Annotated in this window: 11 protein-coding genes; 5 read left to right on the top strand and 6 right to left on the bottom strand. The window is 58.2% G+C overall.

What is annotated here, in order from left to right:
• Nucleotides 1-23: 23 nt before the first annotated feature.
• The 5 genes from MJQ68_RS07320 (at nt 24) to MJQ68_RS07340 (ending at nt 4,619) form a co-directional block, all read left to right on the top strand.
• On the top strand, nt 24-485 hold the full coding sequence (locus MJQ68_RS07320; RefSeq protein ID WP_238750376.1) for a sporulation protein: 462 nt from the start codon (nt 24-26) through the stop codon (nt 483-485).
• Nucleotides 486-586: 101 nt separating this feature from the next.
• Nucleotides 587-1,378 carry a hypothetical protein gene (locus MJQ68_RS07325; RefSeq protein WP_238750377.1) on the top strand — a complete coding sequence of 264 codons (792 nt, stop codon included), beginning with the start codon at nt 587-589 and terminating at the stop codon, nt 1,376-1,378.
• A 49-nt stretch (nt 1,379-1,427) separates the two neighbouring features.
• Nucleotides 1,428-2,480 (top strand): pyridoxal-phosphate dependent enzyme, encoded by a 1,053-nt coding sequence (locus MJQ68_RS07330; RefSeq protein ID WP_238750378.1) that lies wholly within the window; start codon nt 1,428-1,430, stop codon nt 2,478-2,480.
• 3 nt (nt 2,481-2,483) lie between these two features.
• Nucleotides 2,484-3,542: a DUF1611 domain-containing protein gene (locus MJQ68_RS07335; protein ID WP_238750379.1), complete on the top strand. Its 1,059-nt coding sequence runs from the start codon at nt 2,484-2,486 to the stop codon at nt 3,540-3,542.
• Nucleotides 3,543-3,569: 27 nt separating this feature from the next.
• Nucleotides 3,570-4,619, top strand: a complete 1,050-nt coding sequence (locus MJQ68_RS07340) for a mandelate racemase/muconate lactonizing enzyme family protein (RefSeq protein ID WP_238750380.1) — start codon at nt 3,570-3,572, stop codon at nt 4,617-4,619.
• A gap of 1 nt (nt 4,620) precedes the next feature.
• Here MJQ68_RS07340 and MJQ68_RS07345 read toward each other — a convergent pair whose 3' ends face one another.
• Genes MJQ68_RS07345 through MJQ68_RS07370 form a run of 6 tightly spaced genes read right to left on the bottom strand, consistent with a single transcriptional unit; the run spans nt 4,621 to nt 17,858 of the window.
• Complete coding sequence (locus MJQ68_RS07345; RefSeq protein ID WP_238750381.1) at nt 4,621-6,339, bottom strand: RluA family pseudouridine synthase; 1,719 nt, start codon at nt 6,337-6,339, stop codon at nt 4,621-4,623.
• Between the two features lie 22 nt (nt 6,340-6,361).
• Nucleotides 6,362-8,032: a CRTAC1 family protein gene (locus MJQ68_RS07350; protein ID WP_238750382.1), complete on the bottom strand. Its 1,671-nt coding sequence runs from the start codon at nt 8,030-8,032 to the stop codon at nt 6,362-6,364.
• The gene (locus MJQ68_RS07355) at nt 8,032-9,393 is read right to left on the bottom strand and encodes a vanadium-dependent haloperoxidase (RefSeq protein WP_238750383.1); all 1,362 of its coding nucleotides are present in this window, start codon (nt 9,391-9,393) and stop codon (nt 8,032-8,034) included. The genes MJQ68_RS07350 and MJQ68_RS07355 overlap by 1 nt, the downstream gene beginning before the upstream one ends.
• Nucleotides 9,383-12,736 (bottom strand): VCBS repeat-containing protein, encoded by a 3,354-nt coding sequence (locus tag MJQ68_RS07360; protein WP_238750384.1) that lies wholly within the window; start codon nt 12,734-12,736, stop codon nt 9,383-9,385. Before MJQ68_RS07360 ends, MJQ68_RS07355 begins: the two co-directional genes overlap by 11 nt.
• Before the next feature lie 32 nt (nt 12,737-12,768).
• The gene (locus MJQ68_RS07365) at nt 12,769-14,661 is read right to left on the bottom strand and encodes a RagB/SusD family nutrient uptake outer membrane protein (protein WP_238750385.1); all 1,893 of its coding nucleotides are present in this window, start codon (nt 14,659-14,661) and stop codon (nt 12,769-12,771) included.
• Nucleotides 14,662-14,672: 11 nt separating this feature from the next.
• Nucleotides 14,673-17,858 (bottom strand): SusC/RagA family TonB-linked outer membrane protein, encoded by a 3,186-nt coding sequence (locus MJQ68_RS07370; RefSeq protein WP_238750386.1) that lies wholly within the window; start codon nt 17,856-17,858, stop codon nt 14,673-14,675.
• Between the last annotated feature and the right edge of the window lie 84 nt (nt 17,859-17,942).

The following is a 17,942-nucleotide window of genomic DNA, read 5'->3' on the forward strand; positions in this document are numbered from 1 at the left end:
AGGTAACGCAGTAAGTTCAGCGCATGTTAGGTAAAATGAAGCAGTGGCTCGGTATCGAAGGAGTCAAATTGGAACTCATTCTCCCGCCGGCATTCAGCCCGGCCCAGGGAAGCATCAGCGGTACGGTACGCCTGACCAGTAAGCACGCCCAGCGGGTGTCCGCGATCAAAGTAGTACTGGTAGAGAAGTATGCCCGCGGGAAGCAGGATGAGCAGCTGGTCGACGAATACGAACTGGGCCGGCTGTTGCTCACTGACCTGATCGAAGTACCGGGAGAGGGGGTACCCATCGACGTGCCCTTTTACCTCAAGTTCTCGGTTGCCAGTTCTGCCGTAGACGACTTTGGGGCACGCAACCCCCTTTACGGAGGACTCGCCTGGGCGGCTAAAAAACTGCGCCGGGTGCACAGTGAGTACCGCCTGGAGGCTGAAGCGCAGGTACAGGGTGTAGGGCTCAACCCGTTCGACAAGCAGGTGCTGAGCTGAGTATGCGCTAGCTACGGGCGCGTTAATGTTTGCTTAATTGCTCGCTGAGCCCGATTTATAGACCGCCAGTCAGTAAATTAGGTAGACTAAGTCAGCTACCCATGCACTACCTCTACTGCCTTGTACTCTCGCTGCTACTTTCGGGGTGCGGCCGACCGCTACAACTGGTCCGCGTGGAACCGGCTGACCCGGCTACGGTAGATCGCTACTTCTACGGCAACGCCATTCAGCAAGAACAGCAGGCCGGCCTCACGGTGGAGACAAACTTTTACGACGCATCGCCCGAGTACCTGATCTTTGATGTCAGCATACTGAATGAGAGCGACGGTGACGTGCTGTTCGATCCCGTCGCCAGTATGCTGTACACCAGTGCGCAGAACGGTATGCACGCTATCGATCCCGAGGTACAGGTGTTCACCCTCGACATGGATGTGCTGCATCAGGAAAAGAATCGACGAACCCTGAACTGGGTCGGCGGAACCCTGCTTGCGGCCAGTACGGTCTACCTGCTGGTGGACGGTAGTAATGCAGCCGATGCCGCTACCACACCTAATACGACGGCCAATACGGTGACTGATCTGACGCTGGCACTGTCTGATGCGTACTGGTTTGCGGTCCAAACCTCCAGTCTTTCCGAGCGCAGCGGCTACGACTTCGATAGTCCGGATCCGTCGAGTCGTTTCTTTTGGCTCGACCATAGCTTTAGACGGACGACCATCCGGCCGGGGGAGCGCGCGGTGGGTAAGCTCGTTTTTCCCCGTTCCGATGACGTGACCGCGCTACGCTTGGAGGTGTGGGTGGAAGATCGATCGTTTACTTTTCCGTTCACCCAGCGCCTCTACCGCCCGGGACCCAATCGGTCGAGCCAGGAGGTAGTGCGTTCGCTGCGGTAGGGGCAAACATTGTCCGGAGCGGACCGTTACGCTGCGTGATCCCCCGCCCATGACCCTGAGAGATGCCGTTCGTACGGCCAGCAATAGCGTTTCCAAAGCATCCCGCGACCTCGCCCTAATTAGTCAGGACAGCAGCCTACCGCTAGCCGAGCGGCTGACTGCGCTGCGAAAAATAGCTGCCCACGATGTGGGTGACACCTGGCTCCGCCGATCCCGCGGCCTGGAGCGCGACTTCGATCAGTCCAATCTGTACCTCAAGTTTGAGGGAGAAAACCCGACCGGAACGCAGAAAGACCGCATCGCCTTTGCCCACGCCGAGGATGCACTGGAAAAGGGCGCGACTACCATCAGTTTTGCCACCTGTGGCAATTACGGGGTCGCAGTAGCCCTGGCCGCACGGCTGGTAGGCATACCCTGCCGAATTTACGTACCTGCCGGCTACCATACCAAGCGGCTCGTAGAAATGGAGGCACAGGGGGGGATCATCCTGCGGCCACCGGGTAGCTACGAGGAAGTCGTGGACTACAGTAGTCAAGAGGCATCCCGCAACGGCTGGTACGACGCGAACCCAGGCCAAGCAAACTCCGCCCTGCAGCTCCGCGCCTACTCCCATATTGCAGATGAATTGCTGCGGCAGCTGGGCGAAGTACCCGCTACGGTAGCCGTACCGGTCAGCAACGGTACCCTGATGGCCGGGATTTTTCACGGATTTGTTCGCCTACGGGATGCCGGTACCATCAGGCAATTGCCCCGTATGATTGCCGCCTCTTCCACGCACAAGAATCCCATCGTCAGCTCATTTCTGGCGGGCAGCCGGACTTGCGTGGATTTAGATCCCGTAAAGATTACTGAGTCGGACGTCAACGAGCCACTCATCAACTGGCACAGTTTCGACGGTCAGGAAGCACTGGACGCCCTACACGCCAGTGGGGGAGGGGCCCGGCACGTATCGGATGCCAAGATGCGCAAACTATCTACCTACCTCAGTCAGAAGGAGGCACTACAGGTCTTACCGGCCTCTACCGCTGGTCTTATCGCGCTCCTCGAAGCACCCGCCGCCGAACAAGGACTGCGGGTAGCCGTACTAACCGCCAAACGCTAACCCATGTCCGCTTCTCCCCTCGATGGCCCTGCAGTAGTCTACTGCGAGGGAGCCTTCAATACCCCCAATGGCAAGACCGCCCACGGTCTGGCTCGCTTTACCTACCGCTACAAGGTGCTCGCCATTATCGATAGCCGGTACGCCGGGCAAGACAGCGGCGAAGTGCTCGACGGCAAAGCCAACGGTATCCCGCTGGTAGCCAGCCTGAGTGAAGCACTTGACCTTAAGCCCCAGTATTTCGTCGTCGGACTGGCACCGGATGGTGGCCGACTGCCCGATGCCGGCCGCAGAGCGGTGGGGGAAGCGATCGAAGCTGGACTCCATATCGACAGCGGGTTACATGACTTCATCCATAAGGATGAAACCCTGATGGCTGCGGCCCGCGAGCAGGGCGTACAAGTACGGGATATCCGTATGACGCCCGACCGGGATAAGCTGCACTTCTTCACCGGTGATATCGAGGAGGTCGATTGTCTTAAGTTAGCCGTGCTTGGTACGGATTCGGCCATCGGCAAGCGTACCACAGCCTGGCTGATCGTGCAGGGGCTACAGCAGGCCGGGCGTAAAGCTCAGATGATCGGTACCGGTCAGACCGGTTGGATGCAGGGCGCTAAATACTCCATGATCATGGACAGTTGTATCAATGACTTTGTGTCTGGCGAGATCGAGCACGCTGTGGTAAGTGCGTACCGCGACGAGCAGCCTGACGTTATTGTCATCGAGGGGCAGGGCTCGCTGATGAACCCCGCCTATCCGGGGGGATTCGAGATCCTGGCGGCCGGTCGGCCGGACTACGTAATTCTGCAACATGCCCCCACGCGGGTGGAGTATGACGGCTTCCCCGGCTACCCCCTGCACCCGCTACCGGAGCAAATTGAAGCTATTCGAGTTGTTTCGGGTAGAGAGGTACTAGCCGTTACGCTGAACCACGAGGGACTGACCAAGGAGGAAATACCCGCGGCCTGTGCGGAAGTTACCCGGCAGACCGGACTGCCGTGCTATGACGTACTGGCCCACGGGGCAGAAGAATTAATCGAACTAATTGGACGCAAACTGAGGTAGGGCGACCGGCTCAGCTACCTTCGCCCGATGAAGATCACCCACGTGGCGTACGATCGGTACGAGCTGGAGCTTACCGAGCCCTATACGATTGCCTACCAGACCATTAGCGCGGCTACTAATTTTGTACTCAAACTACATACGGACAGCGGTCACGTAGGATACGGCTGCGCGGCGCCCGACCTGGTCGTCACCGGAGAGCAGGCTGACGAAGTAGCGCAGGCCATCGATCAGATCATCGCACCAGCGCTCGTCGCCCAGCGACCGTTTCATTACGCCCGCCTGCTGGAGGAGCTGAAGCCAGTGCTGAAAAGCTCGGCCCTGGCGATGGTCGACGCCGCACTATATGATCTGATCGCCAAGGCCGCCGGCGTACCGCTCTATGAGTTTCTGGGGGGCTACCGGTCCAGTATCGCCACCAGCATCACGATCGGTATTCTGCCCGTAGCTGAAACCCTGGAACGCGCCAAGCGCTACGTTGGGGAGGGCTTCGGCATCATCAAGGTGAAGGGTGGATTGGACCTGGACGAAGACATTGCCCGCCTCCGTCTGATCCGTAAGACTTACCCGCAACTGACGCTGCGTTTCGATGGCAACCAGGGGTACTCTCTGCTCCAGGCGCTGCAGTTCGTGAGCCTGGCACAGCCCATCGGCATTGAGATACTTGAGCAGCCGACGAGTATCAACGAAGAGGCGCTGATGGGCACCCTAAGTCTGCACTCACCCATTGCCGTGATGGCCGACGAAAGCCTGAAAACACTGGCCGATGCCTTCCGGCTCACGCAGCACGAGCTGACGGACATGATCAACATCAAGATCCAGAAAGTAGGGGGTATCTGGGCGGCCATGCACATCAACTCCGTCGCCAAAGCCGCGGCCAACGAGGTAATGATCGGCTGTCTGGATGAGTGCAGCCTGGGCATCGCCGGTGGCCTCCACTTCGCCCTCAGCCGCTCCAATATCGTCTACGCGGATCTGGACGGTCACCTTGACTTTGTGGACGATCCATTTAAAGACCTCTTCACGCTGAAGGGTGGTATACTCACCCCCAATGGCCTTCCCGGACTCGGCAGGGTTTAGCCTACTGGCCGTATTCAGTGGGCGCGGCCGCAGGTGCGAAGGGGGCTGGGCTACTGCAGCGTATGGCTTCCCGCGAAGTGGGGTGGAGAAACTCCAGGTAAGCGGCGTGCAGGTACAGACGGTCAGCGGCTTGTCCGTACAGATCGTCCCCAACGATGGAAGCGTTGAGTCCGTCCGGGTGTGCAGCGTGAACGCGCAGCTGGTGGGTACGTCCGGTGACCGGCCGAAAGTGCACTAGCGTGGTCGCTGCGTTGCGTGCGATTACCTCCCAGTGTGAGCGCGCGGCCTTGCCATGCGTGGTGCAGACGATCTGACGTGGCCGGTCCTCCAGGTCGCCGCGGAGGGGCAGATCGATGGTGCCGCTGTCACCCGCCACGGTACCGGATAGTAGGGCTACGTAGCGTTTCTTGATCGATCGCTTGAAGAACTGTTGCTGTAGCTTTTTATGAGCTTCTTTCGTTTTAGCTAATAACAATAGGCCACTCGTCGACATATCCAACCGATGGACGATCAGCGGGCCGGTGGCATCCGGATAAGCACTACGTACGCGGCTGTAGACCGAGTCCTCGATGCGTTTACCGGGGACACTCAGGAGTTCGGCGGGTTTGTTGATGACGAGAACCGTGTCGTCTTCATAAATGGTAGTTATCACTTTGTGCTGTCCAGGATTTTCCAGAAGTGGATTGGGATCGGTGGGTAGACCCTGCAGCATATGTCCTAATATGGGTTCACATTTGCCCCGGCACGCAGGGTAGAAGAGGCCGTGCTTGCGGATGGCGGACCCAGGCGATTCGCCCCACCAAAACTCCGCCAGTGCGACGGGGTGTAGGTCGTTGCGGTATGCGTACTGTAGCAACTTAGGGGCAGCGCATTCGCCCGCACCGGCGGGAGGGGTGCCAAATATTGTCTCCTTAAAAATACTCCCCAAAGAACGGGTAGCGCCTGCGGCGTCGAGGAAGGTATACTGATCGAAAATGCGCGCCTGTAGCGTGGCAGAACGGTCAGCACGATGTGCGATCAAATGTGTTAATTTGGTACGGTACTCATCCAGAGTTTTCTGTTTTCGATCAACATGGATATCCACGGCTTTCTTCATGCGCTTCAAGCCATAACTCTCACCAATACTCTCTTCCTTTAGGCGTATAGCGAGTTCATGTTGATCTACTAGTGGCCATGCGGAAGCCGCTACCCGTTGTGCCTTCCGACGCTGTTTACCATCCTTGACGCGCTGCCGTTCCTCGGCCAGTTCGGCAGTTAGTCGCGTGACTGTTTCTGTATAGTCGCGCTCGGCGGCCTGAAAGTCCTCCGAGCTACGCAGGGCTTCAATCTCTAGGGTGAGTTCATGGACACTAACTTCCCCCGCCCGGTAAAAGCCCTCCGGATCTAGCAGGTCGAAGACCGGGGGTACGAATCCCGGTAGGTGGTTGCTGTCCGCGAGTTTACCCGAGTAGGCAGCCAGGTAGCCCAGTTCCCCGCCATCTGTGCGGACGACCAGTACGCCAAACATCTTTCCCCGGCCACCGGAGGACTTCCCGCCGGGCGTCCCGAAGTCATGCTTCCATTCCGTCTGTACCTCGAGGTGGTTCTGAAGATCCGCAGCAGCGGCCAGCGCCAGTGGGTCCGGCCGGTAGTAGAACGGATAGGTGAAACGGGGTGGGGGAGTGAGTCCGACTGCATCAGCCGGCAGCGTATGCAGGTAAGGACTAAGGGGGCTAGACATTGCCGCAAAGGTAAGTTGCCCGTTAGGCTATCCGCTGGTAGTAGACGATAGCTGCTAGGACGCAACACGCCAGAATGATCAGTACCACCGGCGAGCGCCACGTGTTTGCGGACTCCGCAGCGCGAACCTCCTCGGTGATAGTTAGTACTTGGTTGACGGCCTGATTAACTAGTAGCTGCTCGTGGCCACCATTCCAGCTCACTAGCACGGAGTCGACCCGGTCGACGTCGCCAAGTCCGAAGTGCAGGATGCGAGAGTTTTGGGATACGTGACTACTTCCGCCGCCGTCCACTTCCCTCAGCATCCGGCGGCCGCGCGAAAATAGTGTGACGCGGGAGCCAATTCCGCTTGCTTCAGCCTGAGTACCCTGTAGACGCACCTTTAGCCAGTTACCTTTGGTGGCGTCGTTGCGCCAGAGTCTGGTGATGGAGGGCACCGGATAATCCTTCACCGCGCCCTGACAAACGGCCAGGACATCTAGATCGCCATCATTCTCCAGATCGAAGACAACCGAACCGCGCCCGATGCCGTAGTCCCCAACACCGGCGGCGCGCGCCCGCTCCTGAAACTGTCCGCCCTGATTCTCGAAGTAAAAGTTGGCCATGGGTACGCAGTTGGGATTCAGATCCCCATTGGAGACAAATAAATCTTCGTCACCATCGTGATCGAAATCGGCGAAGTTGGCGCCCCAGCTGATGCTTACGTAGTGCATTCCCCGCTCCTTAGCTTCATCGATGAAGCCCTGCTCCGGCCCCTGGGCTACCATGAGCCGGTTGAGTTTGATATTCGTGACGTAGTAGTCGAGCAGGCCGTCGCCGTTCACGTCTCCCCGTGCGGATCCCATGGCGTTGATGCGTAAGTCCATGCCTTCTGCTTCAGCCACATCAGTGAAGTGCTGCCTGGGGTAGTCATTTCGTAGCAGCAGATCGGGCGTAGCTTTGTAGCCGAAGTCGTGGTTGACCAGCAGATCCTGGTCTCCGTCGTTGTCGTAATCGGTGAACAGGCCCCCGAAGCCAAATCCCCGGTGCGATAGTCCGTAATCGTCGTAAACATCGATGAAGCGTTTGCCACCGTCGTTCAGCAAAAGATATCCCTTAGCGGTCTGGGTAGCTCCTACGATGGTGGCGTCACTAATGTGGTCCAGCGTCTCGGCGTAGCCTACGAAGTAGTTGCCTACGTATACGTCCGGCCAGCCATCGTTATTGAAATCGCCGAAGCTAGCACCAGTGCTGAAGGAGTAGAGCGGTCGCAAACCCCAAGCGTCGGTAGCATCCTCAAAGGTGCCATTCTCTCGCCCCAGCAGCAGAAGATTACGCGCCCGGGGAATGATCTGCAGGCTATCCCGCGAGGTGATCGTGGTGATAAACAGATCCTGCAGCCCGTCGCGGTTTACATCGGCACTCACAACGCCCTGGGTGACGAAGTGCCGGGTGATCTCCAGACCGGCCGTAGCGGATACATCGGTCAGGGTGCCGTCCCCGTTGTTGCGTAGCAGTTGGTCGTCATTAAGTCCGCCGGTGACGTACACATCCTCGTAGCCGTCGTTATTGTAGTCCAGCACGCAGGCCCCACCACCAAACAGACCCTCGTGGACCCGGTACTGGTGTACTAAGCCTGCCGTGTCGGTGATATCGGTAAACTGTGACTGCGTGAGGACCTGTACCGAGAGAAGTAGCCCACCGATCACTAGCATTAATTTCGCCACCGTAATGCATTGACGTGCTGACCGATACGCGCGCCTTCCTCCAGTCCGCGTTGGTTATCCTGCGGGGTATGAATACCACCGTAAAAGCGGGAGTCGGCTACTTCCTGCGCTAGCTCGCTGAACCGGGTGTAGGTTCGGATGCGGAAGTCCACCTTACGTAATTTATCGGGCTCCCGTCCCAAGTGAGCTTCATCCGCGAGCACGTGCTCGTCGCCGTGTAGGTCCAGTAGCACCTCAGCGGCCGCAGCAGCTTGCACAGCGTGGCCAGAGGGGAAAGCAGGGAAGGGGGGATCCGGCCAGAACGATTCCCAGTCCGGATCAATGTAGGTGGGAATGAATGTATTGGGCCGCTCAGAGAACACCTCGAACTTCCACTTCCAGCAGTTGATGAAGGCGTCCGCAACGGCCATACCGGTTCGCGCTAGTGTCTCGGCGCAGTCCAGCATAGCGGCTTCCTCCTGTTGTAGCAGTACCGTAGCGATATAGTACGAATGCCCGGGGGGCGTGAAGGTGTCGTCGGGATCATCCCCCCACCAGAGCGCGGCTTCCTTCTCAGCCTGAGTCAGGCTGCGTTCCTTCTCGTATACCGCCAGGAACTCCTCGTAGTAGGGCGAGCCCGGTACGGTATCGTAGGGAATAAAGTCCGGAGCCGGCAGCCCGTAATTGGCCGGCACGAACGGACGGTTCGTCCCCCAGTCGGGATGCAGGGGGTGGTGAGAGAATGACTGGGCGTACAGCGGAGGTTGCCACCCACCGGGTCGGTCGGGTAGCTGTAGTTCTTTATCAAAATTGCGGAGGTAGGCGCGGTGCCCTCCGTCGCTTTTGGACCATTCGTAAATAAGCCGGGCGATCTGCCGTCCGTAGGCCACTGAAGGATCGGTCGATGGTATAGTGCGCGCTCCACTACGGGCGCGGTATACCCGCTCTTCTAGGCTGTCGATGCGCAGCATATTATCCGGCGCAGTCTGCTGGTAGAGCTTACGCAGTATTTCGGCCTGCCCGGCACTCAACACCACGGGCCAATCGTAGTCTACCGTAGCGTCCGGCAGCGGTAGGTAGGTCAGACCGCTCAGCTGACCGACCAGTGAGTTGCGACTGGAATCGCTGTGTACCACCGATTCATACATCGTCAGTCCCAGGTAGCCAAAGCAGCGCGATGCGTAGGTCGGTGAGTTGGCCGGGGTATCCTTCGTAATGTCCAGACTTAGCTTCGCCCAGGCCAGGGCCACTTCGCTATCGGTGTAGCGCGGTCGATCACACGCCTGGGTGAGGAGCGCGATTGGCAGCACTATCAGCAGTACGGTGTGCCGGTAGTACGTCAGGAAGCGCGGAGTGAAGTCATAGAGCATCACTAGGTAATGTATAGCTTACTGTGGACTCACCGGTCCGCCCGAACAGCCATTGTGTCCCGATAAAGTCGATACTTCGTACATCTCCCCGCAGGTGCAGACCGGCAGCCTCCTGCGGTACATAGTCGAATACGCCATCTCCTCGTCCAAGCAGCAGCGTGCCAGCATTGGACTGACTCGGACCGCTGCGAAGTTTGGTGCCGGACTCATTACCGGCGAGTACAAGATCTATTAGTCCATCCCGATTCACGTCCGCTGATGCGATAGCGTGCACAGGTGCATACTGTACTTCCGGGGGTAAGGGAGCGGAGCGGAACGTAGCATCGGCCTGACGCAGAAACAAGCTACTGCGAAGCTCGGTAGTACGGAAGGGTGTAGACTGATTGCCGACTCGGTCCATGACGTCCGCCTGTGTAGCGGTGGCGTAGGAAGCGTAATTCGGGTATTCACGGCGCAACCCACTTAGCTGCCCCAGCAGTTCCTCGCGGGTAGCGTCTGGATAACTGACCCCGTCCGTGTAGGCAAACAGTAGGGGATCGACCGCGCCATTTCCGTCCAGGTCCTCAGCAAATAGCTCCAGCGGGGCAGTTGGACTGGCCTGGTAAAGGGTATTCGTCCCCTCGTTTCCAGCGATCAGGTCTAGCCTTCCATCTCCGGTCAGGTCAGCCAGGTGAAGGGTGTACCACCAGCCGTTGGCCGCTTCGGTGAAATACGTCGAAGTGACCTGTTGTACGTCGTCTCCCAGAACACTAAGGACAGTAATGGGCATCCACTCCCCGCATACGATCAATTCCGGCTGCTCGTCACTATCGAGATCCGCCCAGATCGCGTCACGGACGATCCCCTGCCCCAGTAGGTTATCGGGTAATAAGACTTCGCTAAACGTACCGTCCGCCTGCTGTTGCAGCAGGTAACTATCGGCCGTCTGTGGGTAAGCTCCGGGCACCACGCCACCGCCTACGAATATGGTGTTCCTGCCATCAGCGGCTACAAAGCCTGCAACCGTACTGCCTGGAGTGAGTCGCTGGGGCAGCAGGTCGGCGGCCGCGGTAAACACTCCTTGCCCATTGTTTAGCCATATTACGTCTTGAAACGATGAGTCGGTACGTTCGTAGGTGTGGTATCCGCCGTGAGCTTCGTAGATGTCCTGGTCTCCGTCGCCATCTACATCCAGCGCTAGCAGACTGGTGACAACACCCATGGATCGGTCGCCGAGCAGTTGGGAGGTAGACATGGTGCCCGCCGGTAGTTGAGCGAACCACTGAGAAGGCTGCTGTCCGTCACTTCCTACGACGTAATCCAAGCGGCCGTCTCCATCGAGATCCGCCACTACGGTCACCGGCCCAATACGCGAAAGCTGTCGGGGCAGCAGGGCCTGCCGGTCTAGATCGTCTACCGCAGGCATGCGATGTACGTAGCTCAACGTGGCTGGACTAGCTTTGAATAGCGGGTCAGCGGGTCTGTCTGCCTTGCCATTAGGGGTCCGCGCATCCCGGTAATTCAGCGTGAAGCGTTGATCAACTGGGACGTCCGTTATTTCTTGCGTGCTGCCATCCGGCCAGCGGACCGTGATCTTTTGCACTATTCTGTTCTCATTAGTTTGACCATCCGTTCCCAGACCAAAGTGTAGGGTAGTAGGACCGGAAGACAGGTACCCCCGGTTAGGGTAAAGGACCTGTACCTGTTGTGTATCAGCCGTTAGCACCGTCACATGTGTACCGATACTAGAAGGGTTAGCGGGTGGACCGGCAAGGTCGATCTGTACGTAAGACGTACCCGAACTCGTATTGCGATACAGCAGGGCGGGGGCGTTTACAGTGTTAGTCACCAGGTCGAGGTCACCATCGTTATCCAGGTCTACCGCTACGGCTCCATTGCTATTGGAGGGGCGGTCCAGTCCCCATTCCGCCGTGACATCCTCAAATTTGCTACCGGTCAGATTCTTATACATCCGGTTACTGAGGTCGGACGAGGGCATTTCGTGAAGTAGTTCGAGTACATCGCTGCGCTGTAGACGGCCCTTGTCGGCGACAAAATCGTTCATGTACTTTATGAAGTCCTGGTTGGTGTAGTCTCTCAGGTAGCCGTTGGTTACGTGTAGGTCTTTCCAGCCGTCGTTGTCGAAATCTGCCAGCAGAGCAGACCAGCTCCAGTCCGTCGTAGCAATCCCCAGGTGTTGACCGATCTCTGCGTAAGCGCCTTCCCCCCGATTGAGGTGTAGCATATTGCGCATCGTCTGGGGAGCAAAGCCGCTGGCGGCATTGAGCGCGTGACGGGGCCTGTTATCATCCGCCATCAGAAGTTTGCGTCGCTGGTTGTCAGCCGGTAGCATATCCAGGGTATACAGATCGACTAGCCCATCATTATTAATATCCGCGGCGTCGCTACCCATCGAGAAGTGACTGCTCTGGCCCAGGCGATCCACCAGTTCATCGCGGAACGTGCCGTCCCCCTGGTTGATGTACAGATAGTCGGGTACTTCGTAGTCGTTGGACACATAGATATCGGGAAGCCCGTCCTGATTGAAATCCTCTAGGGCTATGCCAAGTCCGTAGCTGAGCGCGGACCCATTGATGCCCGTCTGTTCCGTCACGTCGGTGAAAACCTGCTCGTCGTTCCGGTAGAGTCGTAGTCCGCGATCGACATCGGGCTGGGCCAGTAACTGCCGCGTCTTCTCGACGTTGAGGATGGGGAGCGACTTTGGGTTATGGTTAAGTAACAGCGCATCCAGGTCCGTATCACCGTCGAAATCAAAGAAGTACGCCTGGTTGGTGAACGCCGGGCTGTCGAGCCCGTAAGTAGCCGCCTGCTCGCTAAAGTGAGGTACGCCTTCCGCGTCCGAGCCCTCATTGATGAATAATTGGTTACGCCGTTTGTCGGGAGGCAGCATGCCGGAATACGACAGGTAGATATCGGGCCGCCCGTCCGTATTGATGTCGACAATACTCACCCCGGTCTGCCAGGGGCCCGGCCGACCGGAAACACCACTTCTCTCGGTGACCTCCTCGAAGCGCCAATCCCCACGATTGAGGTAGAGCGCGTTTGCACTCATATTCGCCGTGAAGTACAGATCTGCCAGACCGTCCCCATTAAAGTCAGCCGTGGCTACACCACCACCGTTGTAGAAGTACTCGTACACCAGGATATTGGTGTTTGGACCTTCGGTAAGCACGTTAGCGAAGTCGATACCCGTGGTGGTACCGTCTAATTCCACAAAGCGTGCTTGCCGCAGCTGCTGAACTTCTGACGTAGCGGTGGGCCCCGGACGCTTCGAGTCCAGTGGCTCCGATCCACACGCGGTGAGCGCGATCAGTACTGCTGCTGCGATACCCCAGTTGCCCATATACCCTCGGTGGCTACCCCTACGTCTGCCGATTAAAAGCCTGGATTTTGTACCAGTGCTTCGTTCCGGTTGATCTCGTCACGGGTGATTGCACGGAAGTACATTTTATCTACCCAGGTGCGGCTTTCATTCTCGGTGTTCTCCGCTACGGTATACGTATAGTCATATACCGCGGGATCGTATTTGTAGGGTACGTGGGGTTGCTGACCGGGCTTGAGGTTAGCCCGAATATCGATGGTCTCGATCAGCTCTCCCTGTGTTTCCTCGGCGATGAGCCAGCGGCGCACGTCGTGGTAGCGCTGCTCCTCGTAGGCCATCTCGATCCGGCGCTCGTTGCGGTAGCGGTCACGTAATGCATCACCGGAATCGGTGATCGCCGGCATACCCACCCGGTAGCGGATCTGATTTAGCCAAGCGCGGGCCTCCTCTTCCTCGCCGAGTTCGATACTGGCTTCTACATAGTTCAGTACCAGCTCGGTGTAGCGAATGAAGGGCCAGGGAATGACCTGGGCACTGGACTGATTGTCCTTCAGTGCAGGATCGGGATCGATAAACTTACGCACGTAGTAGTGCGTACGGCTGCCGTTCCAGTTCTCTACGGGACTCTCCCGCGTATCGACTCCGGGGATAGTACCGCCGCTGCCATCATCGTAGTAGCCGGTCTGGATCTCGTCGTAGGGTTCGATACCCTCCACATCGCTGGGCCGGGGTTTCCAGCCGGAGCCATCGTACATGACGCTGACATAGAAGCGCGGATCGCGGTCTTCGTAGGGGGAGGCGGCCAACTCATTATTACTCCAGTCGAAGCTAGAGCCGTCCATCATTTCGTAGTCGTCGACTAACTGCTGAATGGGTGTATTGCCCGCCCAGTTATGGTAGCCATTCGGACCATTATTGATACCGAAGTGAATGGGCCCGAGGGGCCAGTTGCTCTCTTCCGTGTACAGGGGTGTAGCCGTACGCTGCAGGATCAGTTCGACCGCGGCGGCCGCATCCCCCACACTGCTTCCACCTCCCATAGCAATGGACAGGTAGTTCTGTCTGCCCTGCTCCGCGGATACGGGTTCGGTCAGTCCCATTTTGTAGCCGGTGCCGGCGTCCAGACCGGCCCGAGCTGCATCCCGGGCAGCCTGCCAGCGGGCCGTACGATCGCCCCCGGGGTAGGCAATAACGTCGAGGTGGGGGTAATTGGCCAGCGTAGACGAAGCCGCCGCGGCCGTGGGGCCATGGTGTAGATCGCTGGCGGCGTACAGCAGGATACGGCTCTTCAGGGCCAATGCACTGAGCTGCGAGGCGCGCCCGGGTGTTTCCCCCTTACCCTCCAGGAGGCGGGTAGCCTCATCCAGATCCGCAACGATGAAATTCACCGTCTCTTCCCACGTAGCGCGGGGTACGGAATAATCCTCGTTCAGCCCGTACGGCCGGTCCACCAGGGGTACACCACCGTAGAAGCGAGCGAGCTGGTGGTAATAGTAGGCGCGTAGGAAATGTGCCTCCCCCAGCAGCCGGTCCCGCAGTTCGGGATTATCGAAGGTGGATTCAGGTAGTTCCTGTAGGGCAGTGTTCGCCTGCCGGATGGCCAGATACATATTATCCCACTGGTAGGTAGGACTCATCCAGCCGGTATTGGTAGGGTCCTCCGTGCCTTCCGTGAAGGTATTGATGTTACGGCCGGCGTGGGTGAACATCGCCTCGTCCGTGATGGAGGCCAGCATCTGCTCCTCGAACCCACCGTAGCCCAGGAAGGAATACACATTGAAAATGAAGGCTTCGGACAGGGCGGCATCCGCCCAGGTAGCCTCGCTTGAAATGCTGTCCAACGGCTCCGTATTCAGGAAGTCGGTGTCGCAGGCAGAGATTAGCAGAACCGTAAGAAAGGCGATTCCGGAAAGGACCCGCGAAGCACGGTGATGTAGATAGTTCATGATCGAGCGGATTAGAAATTCAGGTTAAGGCCCATGTTGATGACACGGCTCTGGGGGTAATAGACTCCGGTGCCGCTGGTGGTCTCCGGGTCGAAGAAGTCCAGCTTGTCGAAGGTGATCAGGTTGAGGCCGTTGACGTAAGCACGCAGGTTACCGATGCGGAACCGGTCGGTGAGCCGGGCGGGCAGGGTGTAGCCGATCTCCGCATTCTTCAGGCGCACGTAGTTCTTACTGAACAGCCAGTACGTGTTGTTGCCGTAGTTACCACCCGTATAGTAGGTGTCACCGCGACTGGCCAGGCGGGGATGTTCGCTGCTGGGGTTGTCGATGCTCCAGCGGTTCTGGTAGCTGTACTGTAGGTAGTTACCGATGTCACCCGACTCGGTCTGCACCCGCAGCGAAGCTCCCCGTGCCCCCTGAAAGAGCACGCTCAGGTCGAAGCCGCCGTAGCTAGCCGTAAGATTGGCGCCGAAGTTGAGGGTAGGGGTACCGTTATCGTCGATCCGAATACGGTCGTCTCCGTTGATCACGCCATCTCCGTTGACGTCGCGGAACTTCATATCGCCGGGAATCAAACGGCCGGTGACTGCGCTGTAGTCCAGTTCGTTGTTGTCGATCTCGGCCTGGTCGCGAAATACGCCGTCGGACTCGTACACGAGGTACGCACCGATGGGGCTTCCTTCCATAAGCTGGTAATCTGGCGCGCCGGGAATTTCATCCATGAAGATCACCTTGTTCTTCGCGTAGCCGCCGTTGACGCCGAAGCGCCACTGGAAGGGTTTACCGGCCGCGCCATTATAGCCGACGTTCCACTCGAAGCCCTTGTTCTCTACCTCACCGGCATTGACGGGAGGCAGCAGGCTATTGATACCGGAGCTGGCTGGGGTCGACCCCGTCTGCTGAATCAGAATCTGAGAACGCTTATTCAGGAAGTACTCCAGCGTCAGGTCCACCCGGTTATTGAACAGGATGGCATCGATACCGAAGTTCAGGTTATTGGCCCGCTCCCAGGTGAAGCTGGGGTTAGCCAGTAGCTGCTCCTCCAGGGTGGTCTGTACTACGCTATTGATGGGGTAGGTACCGAAGCTGTACAGGGATAGGAAGGCATACTCCTGCAGCTGGTTATTGAAGAACACCTGATCGTTGCCCATCTGCCCGTAGCTGGCCCGTAACTTCAGGTAGTCCACCGCACCTACGTCAAAGAAGTCCTCGTTGGCGATGTTCCAACCCGCCAGTACCCCGGGAAAGAAGCCGAAGCGGTCATCCTCCGGAAAGATGTACGAGCCATCGTAGCGAAAGATGAACTCCAGCAGGTACTTGTCCTGGTAGTCATACTGTACCCGTCCGTAGTAGCCCAGGCGGGCCCGCTCGTAGCCCGAACCACCCGTCTCTTGCTGCTGGGAGCCACCGGCAAACAACTGATCAACCGCCGGCGAAATGTAGTTGCGGCGGAAAGCAAAGTAGTTGTCTCCCGTAAAGGTCTCCCGGGTTACGCCGGCCATCAGCCCGATGCTGTGTCCGCTACCTAACTCGGTATCGTAGTTCAGTCGGGCAGACAGGTTGGTATTCAGTACGTTACTGGTCGTCTGACGCAGCCGTGGATCAGTAAAGTTGCTGCGGGTAGCCGCCTCCAACAGCGGCGTCTCTCCGTCCGCTTCGTACGATACCCGATCCCAGTAGTAGAGCTGCCAGGGGGTTTCCCACCGCTTGATCTGGCTGTTTGTGTAGTCGACCGCTCCGGAAAGCGTGAGGGCCAGACCATCTACCCAGGGATTCGTGAACTGGATGGATCCGTTGGACTGAAAGTAATCCGTAGGCTCGTCCTGGTAGCCCGTGGCGTTGGTTGTAATGACGTAGGGGTTCTGTCCGTTCTCGATGTCCGGCCCCGGCAGTCCGTTCGGCCAGACCTCGGGTTCCGTCGGCCGGCCCCGCATCAGCATCCGGAAGATCGCACTGGCATCCTGAGTAGGGTAGCGGCGGTCCTCCCGCCGTACCGAGACACCCAGCGAAGTGGTCACATACTGACTGATGTCAGCATCCAGATTTACCCGGAAGTTGTACTGCTTGTACTTCGTGGCTGTGTTCTTATAGAACGCCTCCTGGTTGAGGTAGCCCAGAGAGGTGAAATACCGGAAGGTTTCGCTACCCCCCTGAATTTGCAGCGCATGGCGCGTCTGCGGTGCCCAGGTCTCGAACGCATCGCCGAACCAGTCCGTATCGGGGTATCCCCAGGGGTCGGATCCCTCGCCATGCAGCCGGACTGCCTCCGGACTGTAGTTCGCGTTCAGGGTACCCACGTCCTCGGTTGGGGAATCGTAGGTGCCCGTAGTCTGGATCGCATCCCATGCCTCGTCCCACTCATCCACCGGGATGGACTGGTAGATCGGCAGCTCGTTCATGATGTTAGCGTATTCTACCGCGCTAGACATTTTGGGTAGCACCGTGGGCTGAGCCCAACCCTGATTAAAGTCATAGCCCACCGTGAGCTTTCCCGTTTTACCCCGTTTGGTGGTCACCAGCAGGGCGCCGTTGGCCGCTCTGGCTCCGTAGATGGCCGCCGAGGCATCCTTCAGCACGGAGATCGAGGCGATATCCTGTGGACTGAGGCGGGCCAGTCCCCCTTCGCGATCCGGTACTCCGTCGATGACGACCAGCGGACTGCTATTGCCCAGGGTGTTCGTACCCCGGATATTGATCTGTACGTTGTCGTTACCCGGCTCGCCACTGGGCTGGATAATGACCACGCCCGGTAGCCGACCGGCCAGGGAAACGCCCAGGTTGACCGACGGCGACTGCAGCAGTTCGGTGCCCTCGACGCCCACCACGGCACCGGTTACGGTGGCTTTGCGTTGTTGTCCGTAGGCGACCACCACGACTTCGTCGAGGACTTCGCCGCTGGATAGTCCCAGACTAATAGTCTCGTTATCCCCCACCGGAACTTCCTGAGTAGCGTAGCCGGTGTAGCTGATCACTAGCGTTTCTTCGGGAGCAGCCTGTATTGAATACGTACCATCCAGGTCGGTGACGGTGCCCCGGGTGGTCCCCTTTACCGCGATGCTGGCGCCAATGAGCGGTTCCCCGCTGCCCTCATCCGTCAGGGTGCCCGTTATAGTACGCTGCTGTGCCAATAAGCTGGTCGACAGGAATAGAAAGACGGCGCATAGGCCGGTCTTCCATAGGAAATAAACGTGTTGCATAATCTAGGAGTGTTAGAATTAATCGACGTAACTCGTATGCTTTCACTCGGCGGCCCAATTGGCCTAATTTGGGGGGTAGATAGG

Source organism: Neolewinella maritima (assembly GCF_923081025.1).
GTDB lineage: Bacteria > Bacteroidota > Bacteroidia > Chitinophagales > Saprospiraceae > Neolewinella > Neolewinella maritima.